Below are 18,126 nucleotides of genomic sequence, written 5' to 3' on the forward strand. Positions count from 1 at the left end.
CCAACTGATCCACACATTCACCGGCCATCTGTTCACCGGAGCAGTGAAACTACTGGTTGTTGCGCTACTTTTCTGGGTATCCAGCCTATTCAGTGACTCTGTGACCGTCAGCTTGGGATCCAGCATAGGGTGTGCTGGCGGCAACTCTGCTCCTCGGAGAGCTTCTCGCTGTGGGTATTTAACGTCCCTTTGTGATTAGAGGAAGACTTAATGAACCTGGTGGCTGGGGTTATAGCGTATTGCCGTTGCTCGTCTACCCGCTGACCGGCACCGTGTTTGCCTTCCTTGCATGGGGCAATTCAGTCGCCGCCATGGTGTTTGGAAATATTCACGCAGCGGTGAATATGGGGTTATTTTTCCTGCTGAAACCCTGGCAGGCAGGTGAAACTCAGCAAGAGACCGACGCGAGGTTTGCCGAGTTCAAAGCCATGACTAAGGAGCACTTCGCAGAGGACATCGTGGAAATCAAAGCACGAGCTCGGGAACGAACTAAAAATGCCTACTACGCTTCAGAAGATCAAAAACGGCATCAGGCAAAATCCGAAGACCAAGACTAAAGGCTTAAACCACATCGCGACCGCTACGGAACATCTGTTCCCTAGCGGTCGCGACGTATCTAGTGCGAGAAAATCTAGTCTATTGAGGCCATCAGCTCGACCACACGGTCCAGGAAGGCGTCCACCTGCGACTCTTCATAGCCTTCTGTACCCACTGCAGAGCGGAACTCCACACGACGCACGGAGTCGACTGCCATAGGCACGTCACGCTCGAAGTAATCGATGAGCTGATCGCATAGGCGGTCAACGTCCTCGATGTTGTAGCTTGCTGCGTTAGTTCGGGACGGACGGCGGAACCGTTCACCCTTAGAACGGTGCAAACGTCCGCGGAGGATCGCTGCGAGGCGGCCCACCTGCTGCAGCCATACCTCTTCACCCTGGTGGGCAATCAGGTCATCACGCTCGCGTTTAGCAAAGACGTCTTCCAGACGGTCCAATGCGCCATCAACTTCACGGGCCTGGTAGCCACCCTTTTGCGGGGCAAAGGTAGTACGACGGATTAGGTGGCTAGTGACCACGGCATCATCGTTTCCGCCGCCGTTGAAGGTGGCACGAGCCCGGCTCAGAAACGCATCAACCTGCTTAACGTTGTAGCCGAAGTCCTTTTCCGGGACCCGGGAGAACGGAGCATCTTGTTGCTGCGACACGACTATTCCTTAGTTCTAGACGAAAAGTCATCAGGCGTACCGCGATAATGCGGCACCCTTCAATCTTATGTGTTGTGAAATATTTTGGTGCCATAGGCACACCGAATGGTGCAGATCCGTGTGCGGGTCCACACCACTCGGGTTTAGAAGACTGCGACGCTCCACTCCAAGAAGTGCGAGACAAGGTAGGCCAACGGAATAGCGAAGAGCAACGAATCGAGCCGATCCATGATGCCACCGTGACCCGGCAACAGGTTGCTCATATCCTTGATCCCTAGCTCACGCTTTACCATCGACTCCGCGAAGTCGCCAGTTGTTGCTGCGATGGTGGTGAAACAGGCGAGAATGACGCCAGACCACCAAGGCATGTCCAGCCAGTAGTTCGCGGCTAGCGCACCGATGACCATGGATCCAACCATGGATCCGGCAAACCCCTCCCATGACTTCTTGGGAGAAATCTTTGGAGCCATAGGGTGTTTACCGAAGAGCACACCGACCGCGTAGCCAAAGGTGTCGTTACTGACCACAAGCAACAAAATTGTGGTGATCAGCAGGTTTCCGTTATCCCCGCGCATCACCAGCAAAGCGAAACTCAGTAGTAATGGCACCCAACTGATAATGAAGACACTGCTCATCACCGAGGCCACGGCACCCTTGAGTCCATCCAAAATTCGGAAGACCAAGGCAAGGACCAAGCTACCTAAGTAGGCAAAACTCAAGGCATCTAGTCCCCCGAGGATCGCGCTTACTGGAAGGAGCACCGACGCCAGATATAGCGGGAACTGCTGCACCTCAGTTTTCGCATAAGTTGTCGCACGAGCGACTTCCCATGAGCCGATGCCCGCCAAAACCACGATGAGTGCGACCAGCAGCGCAGGTACCCAAAAAAGTCCCACCATAGCCAGGCCGAGCATGCCCAAACCAACGCCGATGGCAGCTGGCAGGTTTCGTCCAGCCCGCGATTTCTTCGGCGGTCCGCCGATGAGTAGTTCAGCTGGAATCTCGGCTTCTTCTGGTTCTGCGTGACCAGTTTCGGCTAAGTCTTTGCTATCCGAGTGTGGTGGCGCCGGTATAGCTTCTACCGGAGAGTTTGAAGTCTGAGTTTTTTCAACGGACCGATCGGTGGCCGGTACCGGGACGAGCAACTGTGCTTTCGCCTCGGCCTTTGCCTTCGATTTGGTCGCATCGTTTAGCGGCTTTGGAGCCTGAACCGGTTCCGGCTTTGCTACCGGCGTTACTGGCTGCTGAGTCTTTTGTTCCGGCTTGGATGTACCTGGCGTGTCAACCGGTGCCTTCACGTTTTCCGGACGGATCACCGGCACCGGCTTTGGTGCGGCGTGATCTTTCGGCTTTGGTTTTTCCCCTACCGGGATCTTTACCTTGGCTTCTGCCTGAGGTTCGATACTTTTTGGGGTCGCCACAGGAGTTTGAGGCGGTACGGTCTCAGGGGTGCTCGGTGGTGAAGCCTGTGGCTTCACGCTCTCGGACTTCTCCCCCGACAATGCACGCTTAAGTTTCGAGGCGCGGGAATTTCCGCGTTCGGCGGCTTCGCGCTGTGCGCGAGCTTCTCGCCGAGTCATGGGCTGGTTTTCGCCGGATGCCACTGAGGGCACCGCCGAAGCGTTGCCCTCAGTGTTGTCTGTCGAGCCTGGCATTAGACTTCCAGCAGCTCTGCTTCTTTTTTCTTCAGAATCTCATCAACCGAATCAACATGTGACTTGGTCAGTGCGTCGAGTTCCTTTTCAGCGCGGCTGCCGTCATCTTCACCAATTTCGCCATCCTTGACGAACTTGTCGATGCTGTCCTTGGCCTTGCGACGGTGGCTACGCACCGCAACCTTGGCGTCTTCGCCCTTAGAGCGAGCCAGCTTGACGTATTCTTTACGACGTTCCTCGGTCAGTACCGGAAGCGTCACGCGGATCATCTTGCCATCGCTCGATGGGTTAGCACCGACCTCTGGGTCACCCAAGGCCTTTTCGATAGCTCGCATTGCGGAGATATCGAATGGGCTGATGGTGATGGTGCGTGCTTCAGGCACAGCGAAGGATGCCAGCTGCATTAGTGGGGTTGGGGAACCGTAGTAGTCCACCATGACCTTGGAATACATGCCTGGGTGGGCGCGACCGGTACGGATCGTCGCGAAGTCCTCCTTGGCTGCTTCAATGGTGCGGTCCATCTTTTCGGCGGCTTCCGCCAACGTTTCGTCAATCACCGGTACTCCTCAGTACTTTTACCTTGTGTTCCACGTTCCCAGACCTCCGCAGTACGGGCGATCTTAGTAGCGCAGAACAACTACATCTAATTCAATCCTATGTCACGAACACCCTTATGGGGTGACGGTGGTGCCAATCCGCTCGCCGCGAATGGCACTGGCCACATTTCCTTCGCCTTCCATGCCGAAGACCAGCATGTTCAAGGCATTATCTTGACACATGGTCATGGCGGTCTGGTCCATCACGCGGATGTCGCGCTGCAGCGCCTCGGAGTAGGTCAGGGTGTCCAGCTTCTTAGCGCTTGGATCCTTCTTTGGGTCCGCGGTGTAGACACCATCTACGCCGCTCTTGGCCATCAGCACCTCGTCAGCGTCAACTTCGAGGGCACGCTGAGCGGCCACGGTATCGGTGGAGAAGTATGGCAACCCGGCGCCGGCACCGAAGATGACCACACGGTCTTTTTCCATGTGGCGGATGGCACGACGTGGAATGTAGTTCTCCGCTACCTGAGCCATGGCAATGGCGGACTGGACGCGGGTTTCGACTCCGCACTGTTCCAAGAAGTCCTGTAGCGCCAGGCAGTTCATGACGGTGCCAAGCATGCCCATGTAGTCCGCGCGGGAGCGATCCATACCAGCGGCTGACAGCTCGGCGCCACGGAAGAAGTTTCCGCCGCCGACAACGATGGCTACTTCTACTTCGCCAACGGTCGCTGCAATCTGTTCTGCAATGCCGCGCACGGTGGTCGGGTCAACACCGACGTTACCTCCGCCGAAGACCTCTCCGGAAAGCTTTAGTAGGACGCGGCGTCGTTTAGTTTCTGGACTGGTTGGCATGGAATCTATCTCCTGAGGGTTGAGAATTCTATTTCCGGATCTCAAACTATCTTGCCATCCGGGCTCAAGAAAAGGGAGGGAGTCACCGAGTATGCTCGGTGGCTCACCTCCCTTGTCTTGGTTAGTCGCCGGTCAACGGCAACTGTCGCTTACTGTGTGGCTGAACCCTTAGGCACCAACACGGAAACGTGCGAAGGCAACTGGCTTGGTGCCAGCTTCTTCGAAGACCTTGGCTACGGACTTCTTTGCGTCCTTAGCGAATGCCTGGTCAACCAATACGATTTCCTTGAAGAAGCCGGTCAAACGGCCTTCAACGATCTTGGTTAGGGCAGCTTCTGGCTTGCCCTCTGCGCGTGCGGTCTCATCAGCGATGCGACGCTCGTCAGCAACCTTGTCCGCAGGAACTTCTTCGCGGGACAGGTAGATTGGCGACATTGCTGCGGTGTGCACTGCAACGTCGTGTGCAACGGTTGCTGCAGCTTCGCTGTCAGCGTCAACAGCCATCAGAACGCCAACCTGAGCTGGCAGGTCCTTGCTGGTCTTGTGCAGGTAAGCTGCAACCTTGGCACCCTCAATGCGGGCGACACGGCGAACAACGATCTTCTCGCCGAGGATTGCGCCCTCTTCGATAACGATCTCAGAAACAGGCTTGCCGTCTAGCTCGTAAGCCAACAGTGCTTCGGCATCTGCCGCGCCGGAAGCCACAGCGGCGTCCAGAACCTTGTTTGCTAGCTCGATGAACTTCTCGTTCTTGGCGACGAAGTCGGTCTCGCAGTTGATCTCAACCATGACACCAACGGTGCCATCGACCTTAGCGGCAACGAGGCCTTCTGCGGTCGAACGGCCTTCGCGCTTGGTAGCGCCCTTCAGACCCTTGACGCGGATGATCTCGATGGCCTTCTCGGCATTGCCGTCAGCCTCGTCGAGAGCCTTCTTCACGTCCATCATGCCTGCGCCGGTACGTTCGCGCAGAGCCTTGATATCAGCAGCGGTGTAGTTTGCCACGTGCATCCCCGTTCACTAGGAGGTTTCAAGTTTATGTCGCTCGTGGGACGGGTCGGATAACCAACCCGTCCCACGAGACTTTTTTGAGTATCCTTCCGCCCACGCTAGCGCGCGGAAGCAAACTCTAAGAGATAGTCAGATGACTACTTGGCTTCTGGAGCCTCTTCAGCAGCAGCCTCGGCAGGTGCCTCGGTTGCAGCAGCGGCAGGAGCCTCAGCCTTTGCCTTTTCGCCTTCGAGAAGCTCGCGCTCCCACTCAGCCATTGGCTCTGCAGCACCCTCGGTCTTGCCAGTTGCCTTGTTGTTCTTGGCGATGAGGCCTTCAGCAACGGCGTCTGCAACAACGCGGGTCAACAGGTTGACGGAGCGGATAGCGTCGTCGTTGCCTGGGATTGGGTAGGTAACTTCGTCTGGATCGCAGTTGGTGTCCAAGATGGCAACAACTGGGATGCCCAGCTTGCGAGCTTCGTCGATAGCCAAGTGTTCCTTCTTGGTGTCAACGATCCAGATAGCCGAAGGGGTGCGGGTCAGGTTGCGGATACCACCGAGGTTGTTCTGCAGCTTGGTCAGCTCGCGCTTAAGCAGCAGAAGTTCCTTCTTGGTGTGGCCCGAACCGGCAACGTCCTCGAAGTTGATCTCTTCCAGTTCCTTCATGCGCTGAACGCGCTTGGAGACGGTCTGGAAGTTGGTCAGCATACCGCCGAGCCAACGCTGGTTCACGTATGGCTGGCCAACGCGGTTAGCCTGCTCGGCGATCGATTCCTGAGCCTGCTTCTTGGTACCGACGAACAGTACGGTGCCACCGTGGGCAACGGTCTGCTTGACGAACTCGTAAGCGCGGTCAATGAACGACAGCGACTGCTGCAGGTCAATGATGTAGATGCCGTTGCGCTCGGTGAAAATGAAGCGCTTCATCTTTGGGTTCCAACGACGGGTCTGGTGGCCGAAGTGGACGCCGCTGTCTAGCAGCTCTCGCATGGTTACGACTGGCATGTCGCAACTCCTCTCAGCAGTGGCGGACCGGACGCGTGCGCGTCCGCGGTAACTGCTCTTAGTTGTTTGGGTTGTACGCAGATTTTCATTTTGAATATCCGCCCTAGTGCGCGATCCTGACTGCTTAGCAGCCTGCCTAAGTCCACCGATTCTCTCGGACCACTGGAACTTATGACCACTTCCTCAAAGAGGATGTGGAACCTCGCACGCGAAGTCAATCCCTTGGGAGGCGAACCAATTTTGGACACACCTCTGACAAGAAACTGCAGTTTCAAGTGTACTACACCGTCTTCACGCCAGAGACCGTGATCCATGGTGATCTAGCGCCTAAAACCAGAGCACCGAAGTTACCCACAACTTGCGGTCAATCCCCAAAAATTCGCACCTGGTTGCCACAGGCTGAACATATGAAACCCAAACGACTTTTATTGTTGCTCCCGACACTACTGATCCTGACTTTGGCCCCATTGGGCGCCCGCGCCGAAACCACACAGAACTATGCGCAACCTGCAGCCGCAGCTCAATGGCGCTGGCCACTGGCCGGAGAGCCAAAGATCCTTAAGGCTTTTGATAAGCCGGCCGAGCAGTGGTCGGCAGGTCATCGTGGAGTGGATCTGGCAGCGTCGGAAGGTAACCAAGTCGTGGCACCGAATCGTGGACGTATCACCTTCCGGGGTGTAGTCGTTGACCGCCCCGTGATGGTCATTGACCACGGATATGGATTTAAGACCAGTTTGGAACCGGTGACCAGCGAACTCTCGGTGGGTAGTTGGGTGGAATCTGGAGCCAAGCTCGGAATCGTATCCAGTGGCGCTCATTGTTCAAATCGCTGCATTCACTGGGGCGTGCGGTTAGATGGAGAATATATCGACCCGGCACTTCTCATCGAAGATTTGCGCCCCTCGATCTTGCTTCCACTGAACGACTAAGTAGGCGAAAACTATGGTATTTTCGCCAGCCGAAGATCAAAAAGAAATACGCCGGGTCACCTGTTTATACAGGTGACCCGGCGTATTCATACCGTAGGGCGTGTCGGACTTGAACCGACGACCAAGGAATTATGAGTTCCCTGCTCTAACCAACTGAGCTAACGCCCCACTATGAGAATTACCGCCGAAGCAGTAACCACACTCGAAATATTCTAGGGCATGACCAGCCAAAATCTCGATTCGAGGTCCTTGAGGCGTCCCCAAGCGCTAATGCGTCGTGATGCTCTGCCCACGATAGAGCGCTTCGAAGGAGTTCATAGTTTTCTCCTGCGCATGGTTCATGACCTTTCGGTGCCCCGCAGCTCCTAGGCGTTCACGTTCCTGAGGCTCAAGACTCAACACCTTGTCCAGCTTCTGCGCCAGATCCTCTCGGTTACCCGGTTCAAACATATAACCGTTCACACCGACGTCGACAAGGTGAGGCAACGCCATCGCGTTGGCTAGGACCACGGGCTTCGACGCTGAAAGCGCTTCGAGGGTCACCAAGGACTGCAACTCGGCGGTCCCTGGTTGGCAGAAGACATCACAGCGCAGATAGGCCTCGCGAAGTTCCTCCTCGCTGACATGCCCAAGGAATTGAACACGGTCACGCACACCTTTTTCGTTGGCAATCTTCTCCAACAGTGGACGTTGCTCGCCACCACCAACAACTTCGAGAATCGCATTAGGAACCTGCTTCATCAACGCCAGGGCCTCAACAAGTTCGTTCACATTTTTCTCGACAGCTAGTCGACCAACAAAAAGTATGGTGGGGGCTTCGTTACGGAGAATCTCCTCCTCGGTGCCCAACTCATAGTTGCCAACCTCAATTCCATTGGATAAAGGCAGCACCTTCGTCAGCCCCGCATGTTCCTTCATGGCTTTTGCAGCCAATGGAGTGGGAGTGGTCACCGCATCTGCTCTTCCGAAAATCTTCCCCATATCTCGCCACGAGTTGCGGGCAACGATCTTCTTAAACCACTTAGGAAAGGGTAAGAACGGGTCAAGATTCTCTGGCATAAAGTGGTTCGTCGCTACGGCTCGAACCCCATGCTTACGTGCATAAGCCAAGGTCTGCTGGCCAATCATGTAGTGGCTCTGCGCATGCACGACGTCGGGTTTGATGTCTGCCAAGATCTTGTTGATCTGCGAATTAACTTCCCAAGGAAATGCAATACGGAAATACTCATGGGTCGGTACCCCATGCGATTGCAGCCGGTGAACAATCGCTTCGGGGCGAACCTCAGTGTAGGTCTTCCCTTTTTCTCCGCGTACTGCCAACACGTGCACTCGGTGCCCGCGTTCTTTCATGGCACTAGCCAATCGGTAGCAGAACATCGCCGCACCATTAATATCAGGCAGGTAAGTATCGGCGGCGATGACTATCGTCAGCGGTTTTTCCTCGGCCACGTCTTGTCCTTGTTCGTTCAACATATTGTCTTGTGAAAGATTTTCTACTGCTTTGATGCATCTTTATGAGACATTTTTTGTGAATGTCTTGCTTTGGCTTTGCGTTCTAAAACGTCCGGATGGTGGCGAGATAGCGCCACCACGCCGATGATGGCCAGCACCGCGGCTACCACCATCAAGATCGCCAACACCGCAGGAACATCTGGGCGAAGCTCTCCAAGAATAGAGATGCCGATGGCAATGCCGACCATCGGATCGATCACGGTCAGTCCGGCGATCACCAAATCTGGTGGCCCCTTCGAATAAGCCGTCTGTACAAAATATGACCCGAGCAAACCTGCCACTACCACTGCGGCCAGTGCAACCCACGGTAGCGACTTCCAATCTTGTACTTGGAAATTCAATATTGCAATCGCGATAGTGCGCACCAGTACCGCCACAAACCCAAAGAGTACGCCCGCCCCGACGATATAAAAGAAAGCTCCCAGCTTGTGCCGGAAGAAAAGCACAAGAATTCCGAAGACGACAACCACGACGGCCAGAATCATCTCGATAAGTAATGCCTCGGCGTTATTTACGAGGTGCTGCTCGCCGGTGACGTTGATAGCCATCAGAACGAATGCGGCCGAACCGACCATGCAACTAATAATTGCTAACACCGTCGGCCGGTTCATGGTGAGCTTGTGTTCTCTCGAATTCACCACGGTGGTGACCACCAGGGCAATAGCGCCAATGGGTTGAACCACGGTCAAAGGGGCGCTTGCTAGAGCAAATACGTTCAGCACCATACCCAGCCCCAGCAAGAGCAGCCCGCTCATCCAACGCCTGTTGACCGCCAGATTCCCCAAGTTTTTCAAGGTGAGCTCTAGTCCACCGGAAGCTTTCCTTACCGCACTCGATTGAAATTGGGCTCCAAAGGCAAGGCAAAAGGCACCGCATAGTGCCGCTGTAATAGCGATCCAAACCATGTCAGTGCCTTTCCCAAAAGTTCTTTATTGTCCGAGAGACCATGCCGCCCAGTGGCGTGAAATCTGTGCGTCACCTCATCGGTTCAGGAACCTAGGAACGCTTGATCAACTTACGAATAATTGCAATAAGCGCAGCCGCCGATGCAGCGATGATCGCGAAAGGTTTAGCTTTCTCTGCCCGTTCTTGGCCTGCACGACCGGCCTCACTATTTTCTCCGGTATTTGCAGAAGGTGTGACGAAGCTACGTGCCTTGGCAGCTGCGTTGGATACTGAATCTCCCGCATTTTCGGCAAAATGACGTGCTTTATCTAATTTTGCTTTGGGACCCAGAACACTCTGTCCCAAATTGTCACGCAGTGCCTGAATCTGACGGCGGCGACGCTTGGTACGAAGAATCAATTCATCCGCGCTTGGAGCAGGAGGTTTAGGTTCCTTCTTCTTGTCCTTCGCGGCCTTGTCTTCCTCGTCCTTCTTACGCATAGGCTCATCCAATGTGCTGACGTCAAAGTTGCTGCCGTCCTTGAGCACACCAATATCGTGGCGGATGCCTCGAATCGCTGCATCAGGAGTTAATGGCAAGGCCTTCTTGAACTTCAGGTACATCACGAGCGCCAGAATTGCGGCCACGATCAGGAAGAACCCGGCAACTATCAATCCTGCGGCCCAACCAAGGAACCAAATCTCTAGAACATTCACCAGGGTGACGACTACCGCAATCACGAACAGCAAAACAACGATGAGCGCGCCAGCGCCCAAGCCCGCTGCCATGCCCAGGCTGATGCCTTTTTTCTTGAGCAGGGTAGTGCCCAGTTTCAGCTCGTCCGACAGCTGCTGTGGGACAAGCTCTTTGAGTCCATCAACTTGCGCCTTGGCACTCTTCACGCTTGACTTCAGGCTTTCATCTGCTTGCGTCGATTCAGCTTCAGACATGGTTTCTCCATATTCTCGATCGCTCGGCAACCGGTATTTCCACGCTAGCACTCCGGTTACCGTCTACGTATCAGTCTTCAGGCGTAAACCCCACAGCTCTATCTCATGCCACGGGTGTAAGTGTTAACGATTTGAAAGTCTATCGTCTATTCACTTGAGCTTATAGGAAGCGACCCAATCAATACGTGCTCATTATTGTTCATACGCTGTTCATAGCTACTCTGCAGACTAAACGTGTTGTAGCGAGGCAGGCTTTCAACTGATCATTGCCTTCATAGCGCTGAAGAAACGAATTTATTAGTACTATTCCCATCAATTGTTTCCACCTAGACAGCGAATTTGCCTGAACCTACGTGCGCTGAAACTGGTGACCAGCTAGTAAATATCCTAGCCAAATCGATCTGAACAGTGATATCCGGGTTTCCCCTGATGTTTTGCGGGATAACCCTAAGGATCTGAACTGAATTGCGCCGTAGCGTTAAAGAAAAATAAAACCCCAACCGTTCGAAACGGTTGGGGTTTTACGAGAGCTCCTCCAACTGGACTTGAACCAGTAACCCTTCGATTAACAGTCGAATGCTCTGCCAATTGAGCTATGGAGGAATGCAACGTGTAATACCTTAGCACTGGCCAAGATGGGTTTTCAAATCGACCAACTTCTACACTTAATGACGTAAATAGCCCCGACTTTCAAAGGGTTCGACTGCGAATTTCAACGCTGGGTTCCGCAACGCCAAAGCAATTCATTTAGTGATGCGCAACATAGGATGAAGCGAGCATGAAGGTCTAGAAGTTACAACACCCGTAGTTGATCTAGGCTTGTCTCCATGTCGAACAGACTAGTGAACTCCTCTGCTACAAACGAACCACACTCGCTACGCACTAATCAGTTAATGCTCGCCAGAACGTATTTCGCGGTTCAGGGAGTTGGCGGGCTGTTATGGTGGTTCTCGGTTTTCGCAAGCCCTACCATCACCATGTTGACACTTGGCAATCTGCCTCCGGCCTTATTGGCATGGTTCGATATCCCTTTGTTTGCTCTCGCCTCACTGTTAATTGCCTGCAATATACGTGCGGCATTGTGGGTGGCGATACCGTGGACCTGGCTCATGACAGGGTTGATGCTTTCCTACGCATTGATAACCACCAACGCCGGCTGGGGCGCCCTGATCATGCTGGCAGCGAGCTTCGCTTCCGGAGCAGCCGGTCTGGTCTTGTGGTTCGGGCGCTTTCCCTCGCAGTGGTTTGTCTCAGGCCCCTTTCGCTTCAAAACTGCGCGAGCCAAACGAACTCGAGTCCACCTACGTCAAACCTTCGCCCAGCTGTTTTGTTTTTGGTTCGTGTTTCTTGCGCTCTTTCCTACGCTCATAATCTTTGCTGAACACCGGTTCGCAGTGCATGTGAGCTTTGCTGACTGGATTCGCTTGACTGGATACGTCGCACTCTTACTCGCCAGCACGCTGGGCGTTTGGTCGGCAACCATAATGGCCAAATTGGGACAGGGCACTCCCCTGCCTTCTGCAATGCCACAGTATCTAGTGATCCGTGGCCCTTACCGATATGTTCGCAATCCTATGGCGGTTGCAGGCATCGTGCAGGGAGTCAGCGTAGGGCTGATTGCAAGTTCATGGCTCGTAATTCTCTATTCCTTGAGCGGTTCAATCATCTGGAATCTGATTGTGCGCCCACTAGAGGAAAAAGACCTGCAAGAGAAGTTTGGTGGAAGTTTCACTCGCTACTGCGCTGAGGTCTCTTGCTGGTTGCCAAAGTTCAGGAATACCTCAAAACGAGGATAAACGAAAACACCCTGTGGTCAGCTTGAAAAGCTGACCACAGGGTGTTTCTTCGGCTCCTCCAACTGGACTTGAACCAGTAACCCTTCGATTAACAGTCGAATGCTCTGCCAATTGAGCTATGGAGGAATGCTACGAGAACAACCTTAGCACTAGCCAAGTCACGATTTGAAATCCACTCTTAGTAGCGGCTCCAGTTTATGCTAGAAGGCTAGCTTGCAGTCTTTGCTGAGTTGTTGATGGCAAACTGTGCCAGCTCAATCAACTGCTGCGCAGAGGTTTCCCACGAGTAGTGCGCGGCACGGAGCAGTGCCCGCTCCGAGTACTTCTGCCATTCTTCTGGTTCTGAGAGTTGATGAACTCGGTCCGCAAAAGCCTGGGCACTATCGGGATCCGCGTAGAGCGCCGCATCCTGAGCTACTTCTCTGAATATGGGCATGTCGGTGACGACCACGGGTGTTCCCATGCTCATTGCTTCAACCAGTGGAAGGCCGTAGCCTTCTTCGCGAGAAAGCGTCACCAGCGCGGTGCACTCGGCGAGCATCTTCGCATATTGTTCGTCGCTGACCCCGTTGTGGAAGATGATTTGGGTACTATCAGAGGCTTTTGCTTCCAACTCAGCGCGACGCTCCGCGCTGATACCACTAAGCAGATGCAGCTGATATTCAGGAAGCAAACTCATGGCTTGAATCAAGGTCTCAACATTTTTGTATTCCATGAACGAGCCCATATATAGCAACGTCTTGGCCGGGACACCCTTTTGGTCACGAACTGAGGTTTGCGCTGGGGCGGCATTTGAAACTAAACCAATATGTCGTTTAGTCAACCGATGCTCTCGCATGAGTGCGGCCGTGGTATTCGAAACTGTTGCGACGGCGTCCGCGCGGTTCAGCAATAGTCGTTGCGGGAAGTAGACCTGATGAAACAGGAACCATCCCCAACGAATCGGGGCAGGCAAGAATTTTGGCGCATTCGGGTGCGAATAGTAGATCAGGTCATGCAGGGTGAGGATTACTGGAAATTTTTTTCCCAGCGTTCCCATGGTCTGCATTGGGGAGAAAACCACATCTGGTTGCAACTTATTAATCTGCAGGGCAACGAAGGGTTCCAGGACGCTGGTCGGGCCAGATATTTTCAGGTACGGGACCTCTGGCAGGAGTGCAAGCTGTCGCATGTCGTTGATCAGCATCGTGACATCGGCAATCTTCGAAGTAGCCTCAATGAGTCCTGCGGTGTAACGGCTAATTCCATCGTGATGGGTGACCCGGGTATAGCGGGCATCGATGACGAGTTTCACGGGCGTATTAGCCTTCTGTTGAGGACGTAGTAGTCCAAGCCTATCGGTTACCGCCGGCGCACTTGCGCTACCTCATGCTGCACCTTGCTGGGTCGAACAATCAAATAACCGATGAGTCCTACGGCAATGGATAGTGGCCATAGCGCGAGCGCGGCTGGCAGCCCGAACGCCGAACCAATGGCGCCACCTGCCAGGCTTCCTATCGGAACCGCGCCAAAGGTAAACAACCGGCGAGCGCTACTAACCCTGCCCAGCAGATGCTCTGGGGTGATATCAGCAACCCACGCAGTGACCGCGACGTTAAAAATGATCACGGCAACGCCCCACAGTGTTGAATGCACCGCAAGCAGGGTCATGGAAACTGCAGGGGAGGTAAAGGCCGCGAAAAATACCATCGCGGATAGCACGAGCTTGATCACCATGGTGACCGTAGTCAGTTGGGTCGCGCTGTAGCGAACAGCGATCCGCGTGGCTAGGGCAGCACCGAGCAATCCCCCGGCACCGCCAAGACCGGCGAGAATACCGAAGCCGAAGGATCCAAACTCTAGGTAGTTAATGATGAACAGCGCTTCAACCGCACTGCCTAAGGCCAAACCGAAGTTTGAGCACATCATCGCCAAAGTTACGGCGACCAACGTCCTGTTATGGCGTAGGTACGCCAGACCGGAGCGCCAATGGGTGTCACGCTGCGCGTTCTGCGCCGCAACTTCTTCCCTCCGCTGCTTGTCCTGGCGGGGAAGTTTGACTAGACAGGCCAAACTCAGCGCGATCAGCGCTAAGACTGCACTCACGGTCAAGAGTGTTGAGGCTCCGAGGAGAGTAAATGCGGTGCCCGCGGCCACCGGAACGATGATTGCCAATGACTGATCCGCAGCCGTCAGCCGGGCGATCAACGCGCTGATGGAGGTAGATCGCTGGGCACCCGAGAGCGCATTGAGTTGTGGAACTGCGGAAACTTGAGCGGTTTCCGCTACGACATTGCACATTCCCAGTATCGTCACCAGCAAAAATCCGTAGCCGATACTCAGCGTGCCGGTGACGCTCAGCAGTAAGAAGCAAACGGTGAGCGTGAGCTTCACTGCGAGTCCAATGCGCAACAGCCGCAAAGGCCGATAACGGTCCACCAAATAGCCGATGGGAATTGTCGCCACGAGGAAGGCAAGAGAACCCAAGGTGTTCAGAAGCCCCATTTGCCAGGCGCTGGCGCCCAATGTGGTAACAAAAATGAGGTCGACAGTGAAATCCGTCAGTGAACGGCTGGCCGCATCACCTGCATTCGAATAAAGGAAACGACGTTCGCTTCGCACGAAAGATTTCACCACAGCTCCTGAAAAGTGTTACGAAGCTCAACTGGCCCGCAGTTGGCAACGATACCGCATGTGTTCCTAACTGAACAGGATTTTCGCTAGTTCACTAGTTGTTTTGGGTTATGTCCGTTCAATAATTTTTTAAAATTTCTCCCATCGAACGCTGAGCCAACTAACTCGAATTCTCGGTGTTTTTGCGTTGCCTCAATGTAGTCAACCAACTCATCAATCACGCACTGGGGTTGCAATACAATACTTACTTGTGATGTTAATAGTCTGCAGTTAGGCAAGACTAACCAAATAATCGATTGCTATGCGAGGAGTATCCATGGGAACCGCTCTTGAGACCCTGCACATCCCCCAGCCTGAATCACAGCTTTTTGATAACTCATTACTTTGCTCAGATACCTTGGACCGCTACGAAGCCGAAGCTCGTGAAGCCTTGTTGCGCGTCACCGACCAACTCGCGGCAGTGGAGTCTCCCACCACGGGACCGAGTCCACAAGCCCTTCAGAAGCTGGTGTCAGAGATTGACCTCGACGCACCGTTGGGAAGCCACACCGACTCGTTTGATGAACTCACAAGAATTTACCTCCGTGACGCCGTCTACTTCCATCACCCGAAGTACGCAGCTCATTTGAATTGCCCGGTGGCCATTCCCGCAGTCGCCGCCGAAGCGTTTGTCACCAGTCTGAATACCTCCATGGATACCTTTGATCAAAGCGCCGGCGCAACGCTGATTGAGCGCCGACTCATCGACTGGACCACGCAGCTCATCGGATTCTCCGAAACCACCGCCGATGGGATCTTCACCTCTGGCGGAACCCAGTCCAATCTGCAAGCGATGCTCATTGCGCGCAATATCGCGGTATCCAAGATGACAGGTTCACTACCGCAACGCCTACAGAATTTGCGTATCTATACCTCCCAGGATGCACACTTCAGCATCTCCAACGCGGCGATGATGATGGGTCTAGGCCATGAGGCCGTGATAGCTATCGGCACCGATGCGTGGCACCGCATGGACGTGGACGCACTTCGCACACAACTCACCAATGACCTGCAGGCCGGCTTGGTCCCCATGGCCATCTCTGCCACCGCAGGTACTACCGACTTTGGTTCCATCGACCCACTTGCTCCGCTAGCTGCATTGGCTCAAGAAACTGGCGCTTGGTTCCATGTCGATGCCGCATATGGTGGCGGACTGCTACTTTCCGCGGTGCATCGCCAGCGGTTAGCCAATATTGAACTGGCAGACTCGGTCACGGTGGACTTTCATAAGTCCTTCTTCCAGCCCATCGGCTCCAGCGCACTGCTCGTCAAACACACACACTCTTTTGAATCAATTACTCATTACGCTGAATATCTCAATCCGCGCTCACACGCGCAACAGACACCGAATCAGGTAGATAAATCGCTGCAGACCACCAGGAGATTTGATGCGCTGAAACTTTGGGTCACGTTGCGTACCCTTGGCGCGCAACGCCTAGGTGCCATGTTCGATCAGGTCATCAAACTCGCTGAAAGTTTGGAGACTGAAATTTCGCTGAGACCACAGTTAACCCTTGAAGCGCCGGTACAGCTCAGCACCCTCGTCTTCAGCTTCGCGGTCCCCCATAACCATTTGAACCAGGCTGAGCAGAATGATCTGATAAATCAGATTCGCCACCGGCTCTACCAAACCGGTGAGGCAATGATCGCGGCTACCACCGTCCGCGGTGAACGCATGCTCAAACTGACCTTGTTGAATCCAAACACCACCTTGAAGGACCTGACCGAGATACTCGACGCGATCTGCCGGGTCGGCAACGACCTGCTACTCGAACGAGCCGAAGGAGCCCGCGCATGACCCATGCAATAGCCCAAGAACACTTTGACGTCATTGCCATTGGCGCGGGACCGTTTAATCTCGGCTTTGCGGCCCTCACCGATCCACTCCATGAGCTGAAGGTTGCAGTATTAGACGCCAGCGACCATTTCGTCTGGCATCCGGGCATGATGCTCGAAGGTGCACATCTACAGGTGCCGTTCATGGCAGACCTCGTCACACTCGCAGACCCCACCAATAAATTTTCCTTCCTGAACTATCTGAAGGAACAGGGAAGAATTTACCCGTTCTACATTCGCGAAAATTTCTACGCCCTGCGCAACGAATATAGTAACTACCTTGCTTGGGCATCGCGCCTATTGCCTAGCGTCCGATTCGGACATCGCGTGCTCTCGACCGAATACACAGACGGCGCCTACCAGCTATCTGTGCTCACCGCTCAAGGGGTGACCCATTTCAGTGCAGACAAACTAGTCCTTGGCACCGGGTCCCAACCTTATCTTCCACCGATTATCGACGTAGCAGCTCAAGCTACGGGCAAGGTCATGCATTCAAGTGATTACATGTTCCTTCGCGAGGAAATCTTAGCTCCAGCCCACCCGACATCCCGCCCGCGGATTACCTGCGTGCTGGGCAGCGGACAAAGCGCAGCCGAGATCTTTTTGGACCTTCTACGTAATTTGCCAAAGGAAGACCATCTAATTTGGGCCACCCGCTCGGAGCGCTACTTTCCTCTGGAGTACACCAAACTCACCTTGGAAATGACATCCCCGGACTATATCGATCATTTTCATGCGCTACCCGTGGAAAAGCGCGACGCGCTCAGCGCCGAACAAAAGGGACTCTATAAGGGCATCAATGCGGATCTAATTGATGAAATCTATGAAGAGCTCTATCAACGCAGCATTAGCAAGGCGGCCAATGTCCATCTGCGCACCGGATGCAGTGCAACTGGCATCGGCGTAACTGATGAGGCTCTGTCCGTCAGCTTGCGTCACGAACGTACCGAAGAAAACTTGGAGTTCTGCGCCGATACTGTGGTGATGGCCACCGGATACCGTTGCGGCACTCCTGACTTCCTCAGTGGAATCACCGAGCGAATAACCTATCTCGCCGACGGGAGAGTCAACGTAGACCGGGAGTACTCCATCGGAGTCGCCGAGGATATTTTTGTGCAAAATGCGGAACTGCATACTCATGGGTTTACAGCCCCTGATCTGGGTATGGGAGCCTACCGCAATTCGGTGATCATCAATCGGATCACCGGCCGTGAGGTCTACCCGGTCGAAGAACGTATCGCCTTCCAACGTTTTGGCGCGGCAGAACTGACCGGTCTGCCGAACGTATCCACTTCCAGCTCGCGCGACTAAGGAA

Annotated in this window: 16 protein-coding genes and 3 tRNA genes; 5 read left to right on the forward strand and 14 right to left on the reverse strand. The window is 54.2% G+C overall.

Going from position 1 to position 18,126, the window contains the following annotated elements; genetic code table 11:
• Window positions 1-191: 191 nt before the first annotated feature.
• The gene (locus CQ011_RS15890) at window positions 192-557 is read left to right on the forward strand and encodes a hypothetical protein (protein WP_146112648.1); all 366 of its coding nucleotides are present in this window, start codon (window positions 192-194) and stop codon (window positions 555-557) included.
• A 74-nt stretch (window positions 558-631) separates the two neighbouring features.
• On the opposite strand, the gene CQ011_RS15895 is transcribed toward CQ011_RS15890, so the two are convergent.
• The 6 genes from CQ011_RS15895 to rpsB form a co-directional block, all read right to left on the reverse strand.
• Window positions 632-1,204: a DivIVA domain-containing protein gene (locus CQ011_RS15895; protein WP_414652640.1), complete on the reverse strand. Its 573-nt coding sequence runs from the start codon at window positions 1,202-1,204 to the stop codon at window positions 632-634.
• A 143-nt stretch (window positions 1,205-1,347) separates the two neighbouring features.
• Window positions 1,348-2,859 carry a phosphatidate cytidylyltransferase gene (locus CQ011_RS18100; RefSeq protein WP_286161231.1) on the reverse strand — a complete coding sequence of 504 codons (1,512 nt, stop codon included), beginning with the start codon at window positions 2,857-2,859 and terminating at the stop codon, window positions 1,348-1,350.
• Entirely contained in the window at window positions 2,859-3,416 is a 558-nt protein-coding gene (gene frr / locus CQ011_RS15905) for a ribosome recycling factor (protein WP_096256744.1), read from the reverse strand. The genes CQ011_RS18100 and frr overlap by 1 nt, the downstream gene beginning before the upstream one ends.
• A gap of 114 nt (window positions 3,417-3,530) precedes the next feature.
• Window positions 3,531-4,253 carry a UMP kinase gene (pyrH, locus tag CQ011_RS15910; RefSeq protein WP_105678687.1) on the reverse strand — a complete coding sequence of 241 codons (723 nt, stop codon included), beginning with the start codon at window positions 4,251-4,253 and terminating at the stop codon, window positions 3,531-3,533.
• 168 nt (window positions 4,254-4,421) lie between these two features.
• Window positions 4,422-5,258 carry a translation elongation factor Ts gene (gene tsf / locus CQ011_RS15915; RefSeq protein WP_096256799.1) on the reverse strand — a complete coding sequence of 279 codons (837 nt, stop codon included), beginning with the start codon at window positions 5,256-5,258 and terminating at the stop codon, window positions 4,422-4,424.
• Window positions 5,259-5,401: 143 nt separating this feature from the next.
• Window positions 5,402-6,250: a 30S ribosomal protein S2 gene (gene rpsB, locus CQ011_RS15920; RefSeq protein ID WP_105678688.1), complete on the reverse strand. Its 849-nt coding sequence runs from the start codon at window positions 6,248-6,250 to the stop codon at window positions 5,402-5,404.
• 407 nt (window positions 6,251-6,657) lie between these two features.
• On the opposite strand from rpsB, the gene CQ011_RS15925 reads away from it, so the two are divergent.
• Window positions 6,658-7,179, forward strand: a complete 522-nt coding sequence (locus tag CQ011_RS15925; protein WP_105678777.1) for a M23 family metallopeptidase — start codon at window positions 6,658-6,660, stop codon at window positions 7,177-7,179.
• A 94-nt stretch (window positions 7,180-7,273) separates the two neighbouring features.
• Here the strand turns inward: CQ011_RS15925 and CQ011_RS15930 are convergent.
• From CQ011_RS15930 to CQ011_RS15950, 5 genes are all read right to left on the reverse strand, one after another.
• Window positions 7,274-7,347 (reverse strand) — tRNA-Ile (locus CQ011_RS15930).
• Between the two features lie 99 nt (window positions 7,348-7,446).
• The gene (locus tag CQ011_RS15935; RefSeq protein ID WP_105678689.1) at window positions 7,447-8,652 is read right to left on the reverse strand and encodes a glycosyltransferase; all 1,206 of its coding nucleotides are present in this window, start codon (window positions 8,650-8,652) and stop codon (window positions 7,447-7,449) included.
• Between the two features lie 20 nt (window positions 8,653-8,672).
• Entirely contained in the window at window positions 8,673-9,596 is a 924-nt protein-coding gene (locus CQ011_RS15940; protein ID WP_105678690.1) for a DMT family transporter, read from the reverse strand.
• 91 nt (window positions 9,597-9,687) lie between these two features.
• On the reverse strand, window positions 9,688-10,527 hold the full coding sequence (locus tag CQ011_RS15945; RefSeq protein WP_105678691.1) for a phage holin family protein: 840 nt from the start codon (window positions 10,525-10,527) through the stop codon (window positions 9,688-9,690).
• A gap of 530 nt (window positions 10,528-11,057) precedes the next feature.
• A tRNA-Asn gene (locus CQ011_RS15950) sits at window positions 11,058-11,130 on the reverse strand.
• A gap of 224 nt (window positions 11,131-11,354) precedes the next feature.
• Here CQ011_RS15950 and CQ011_RS15955 point away from each other — a divergent pair.
• A complete protein-coding gene (locus tag CQ011_RS15955; protein ID WP_286161232.1) occupies window positions 11,355-12,323 on the forward strand; it encodes a methyltransferase family protein in 969 nt (322 codons plus the stop codon).
• A 53-nt stretch (window positions 12,324-12,376) separates the two neighbouring features.
• Here the strand turns inward: CQ011_RS15955 and CQ011_RS15960 are convergent.
• The 3 genes from CQ011_RS15960 to CQ011_RS15970 all read right to left on the reverse strand — a co-directional run bounded on the left by CQ011_RS15960 (window position 12,377) and on the right by CQ011_RS15970 (window position 14,936).
• A tRNA-Asn gene (locus tag CQ011_RS15960) sits at window positions 12,377-12,449 on the reverse strand.
• A gap of 82 nt (window positions 12,450-12,531) precedes the next feature.
• A complete protein-coding gene (locus tag CQ011_RS15965; RefSeq protein ID WP_105678692.1) occupies window positions 12,532-13,617 on the reverse strand; it encodes a glycosyltransferase family 4 protein in 1,086 nt (361 codons plus the stop codon).
• Between the two features lie 47 nt (window positions 13,618-13,664).
• The gene (locus CQ011_RS15970) at window positions 13,665-14,936 is read right to left on the reverse strand and encodes an MFS transporter (protein ID WP_181148163.1); all 1,272 of its coding nucleotides are present in this window, start codon (window positions 14,934-14,936) and stop codon (window positions 13,665-13,667) included.
• 316 nt (window positions 14,937-15,252) lie between these two features.
• Here CQ011_RS15970 and CQ011_RS15975 point away from each other — a divergent pair, with 316 nt between their 5' ends.
• Together CQ011_RS15975 and CQ011_RS15980 are read left to right on the forward strand one after the other, a co-directional pair.
• On the forward strand, window positions 15,253-16,773 hold the full coding sequence (locus tag CQ011_RS15975; RefSeq protein WP_105678694.1) for a pyridoxal phosphate-dependent decarboxylase family protein: 1,521 nt from the start codon (window positions 15,253-15,255) through the stop codon (window positions 16,771-16,773).
• On the forward strand, window positions 16,770-18,122 hold the full coding sequence (locus tag CQ011_RS15980) for a lysine N(6)-hydroxylase/L-ornithine N(5)-oxygenase family protein (protein WP_105678695.1): 1,353 nt from the start codon (window positions 16,770-16,772) through the stop codon (window positions 18,120-18,122). The genes CQ011_RS15975 and CQ011_RS15980 overlap by 4 nt, the downstream gene beginning before the upstream one ends.
• The last annotated feature ends 4 nt before the right edge of the window (window positions 18,123-18,126 follow it).

Origin of the sequence: Arthrobacter sp. MYb213 (assembly GCF_002979915.1) — a bacterium.
In the GTDB taxonomy this organism is placed as follows: domain Bacteria; phylum Actinomycetota; class Actinomycetes; order Actinomycetales; family Micrococcaceae; genus Glutamicibacter.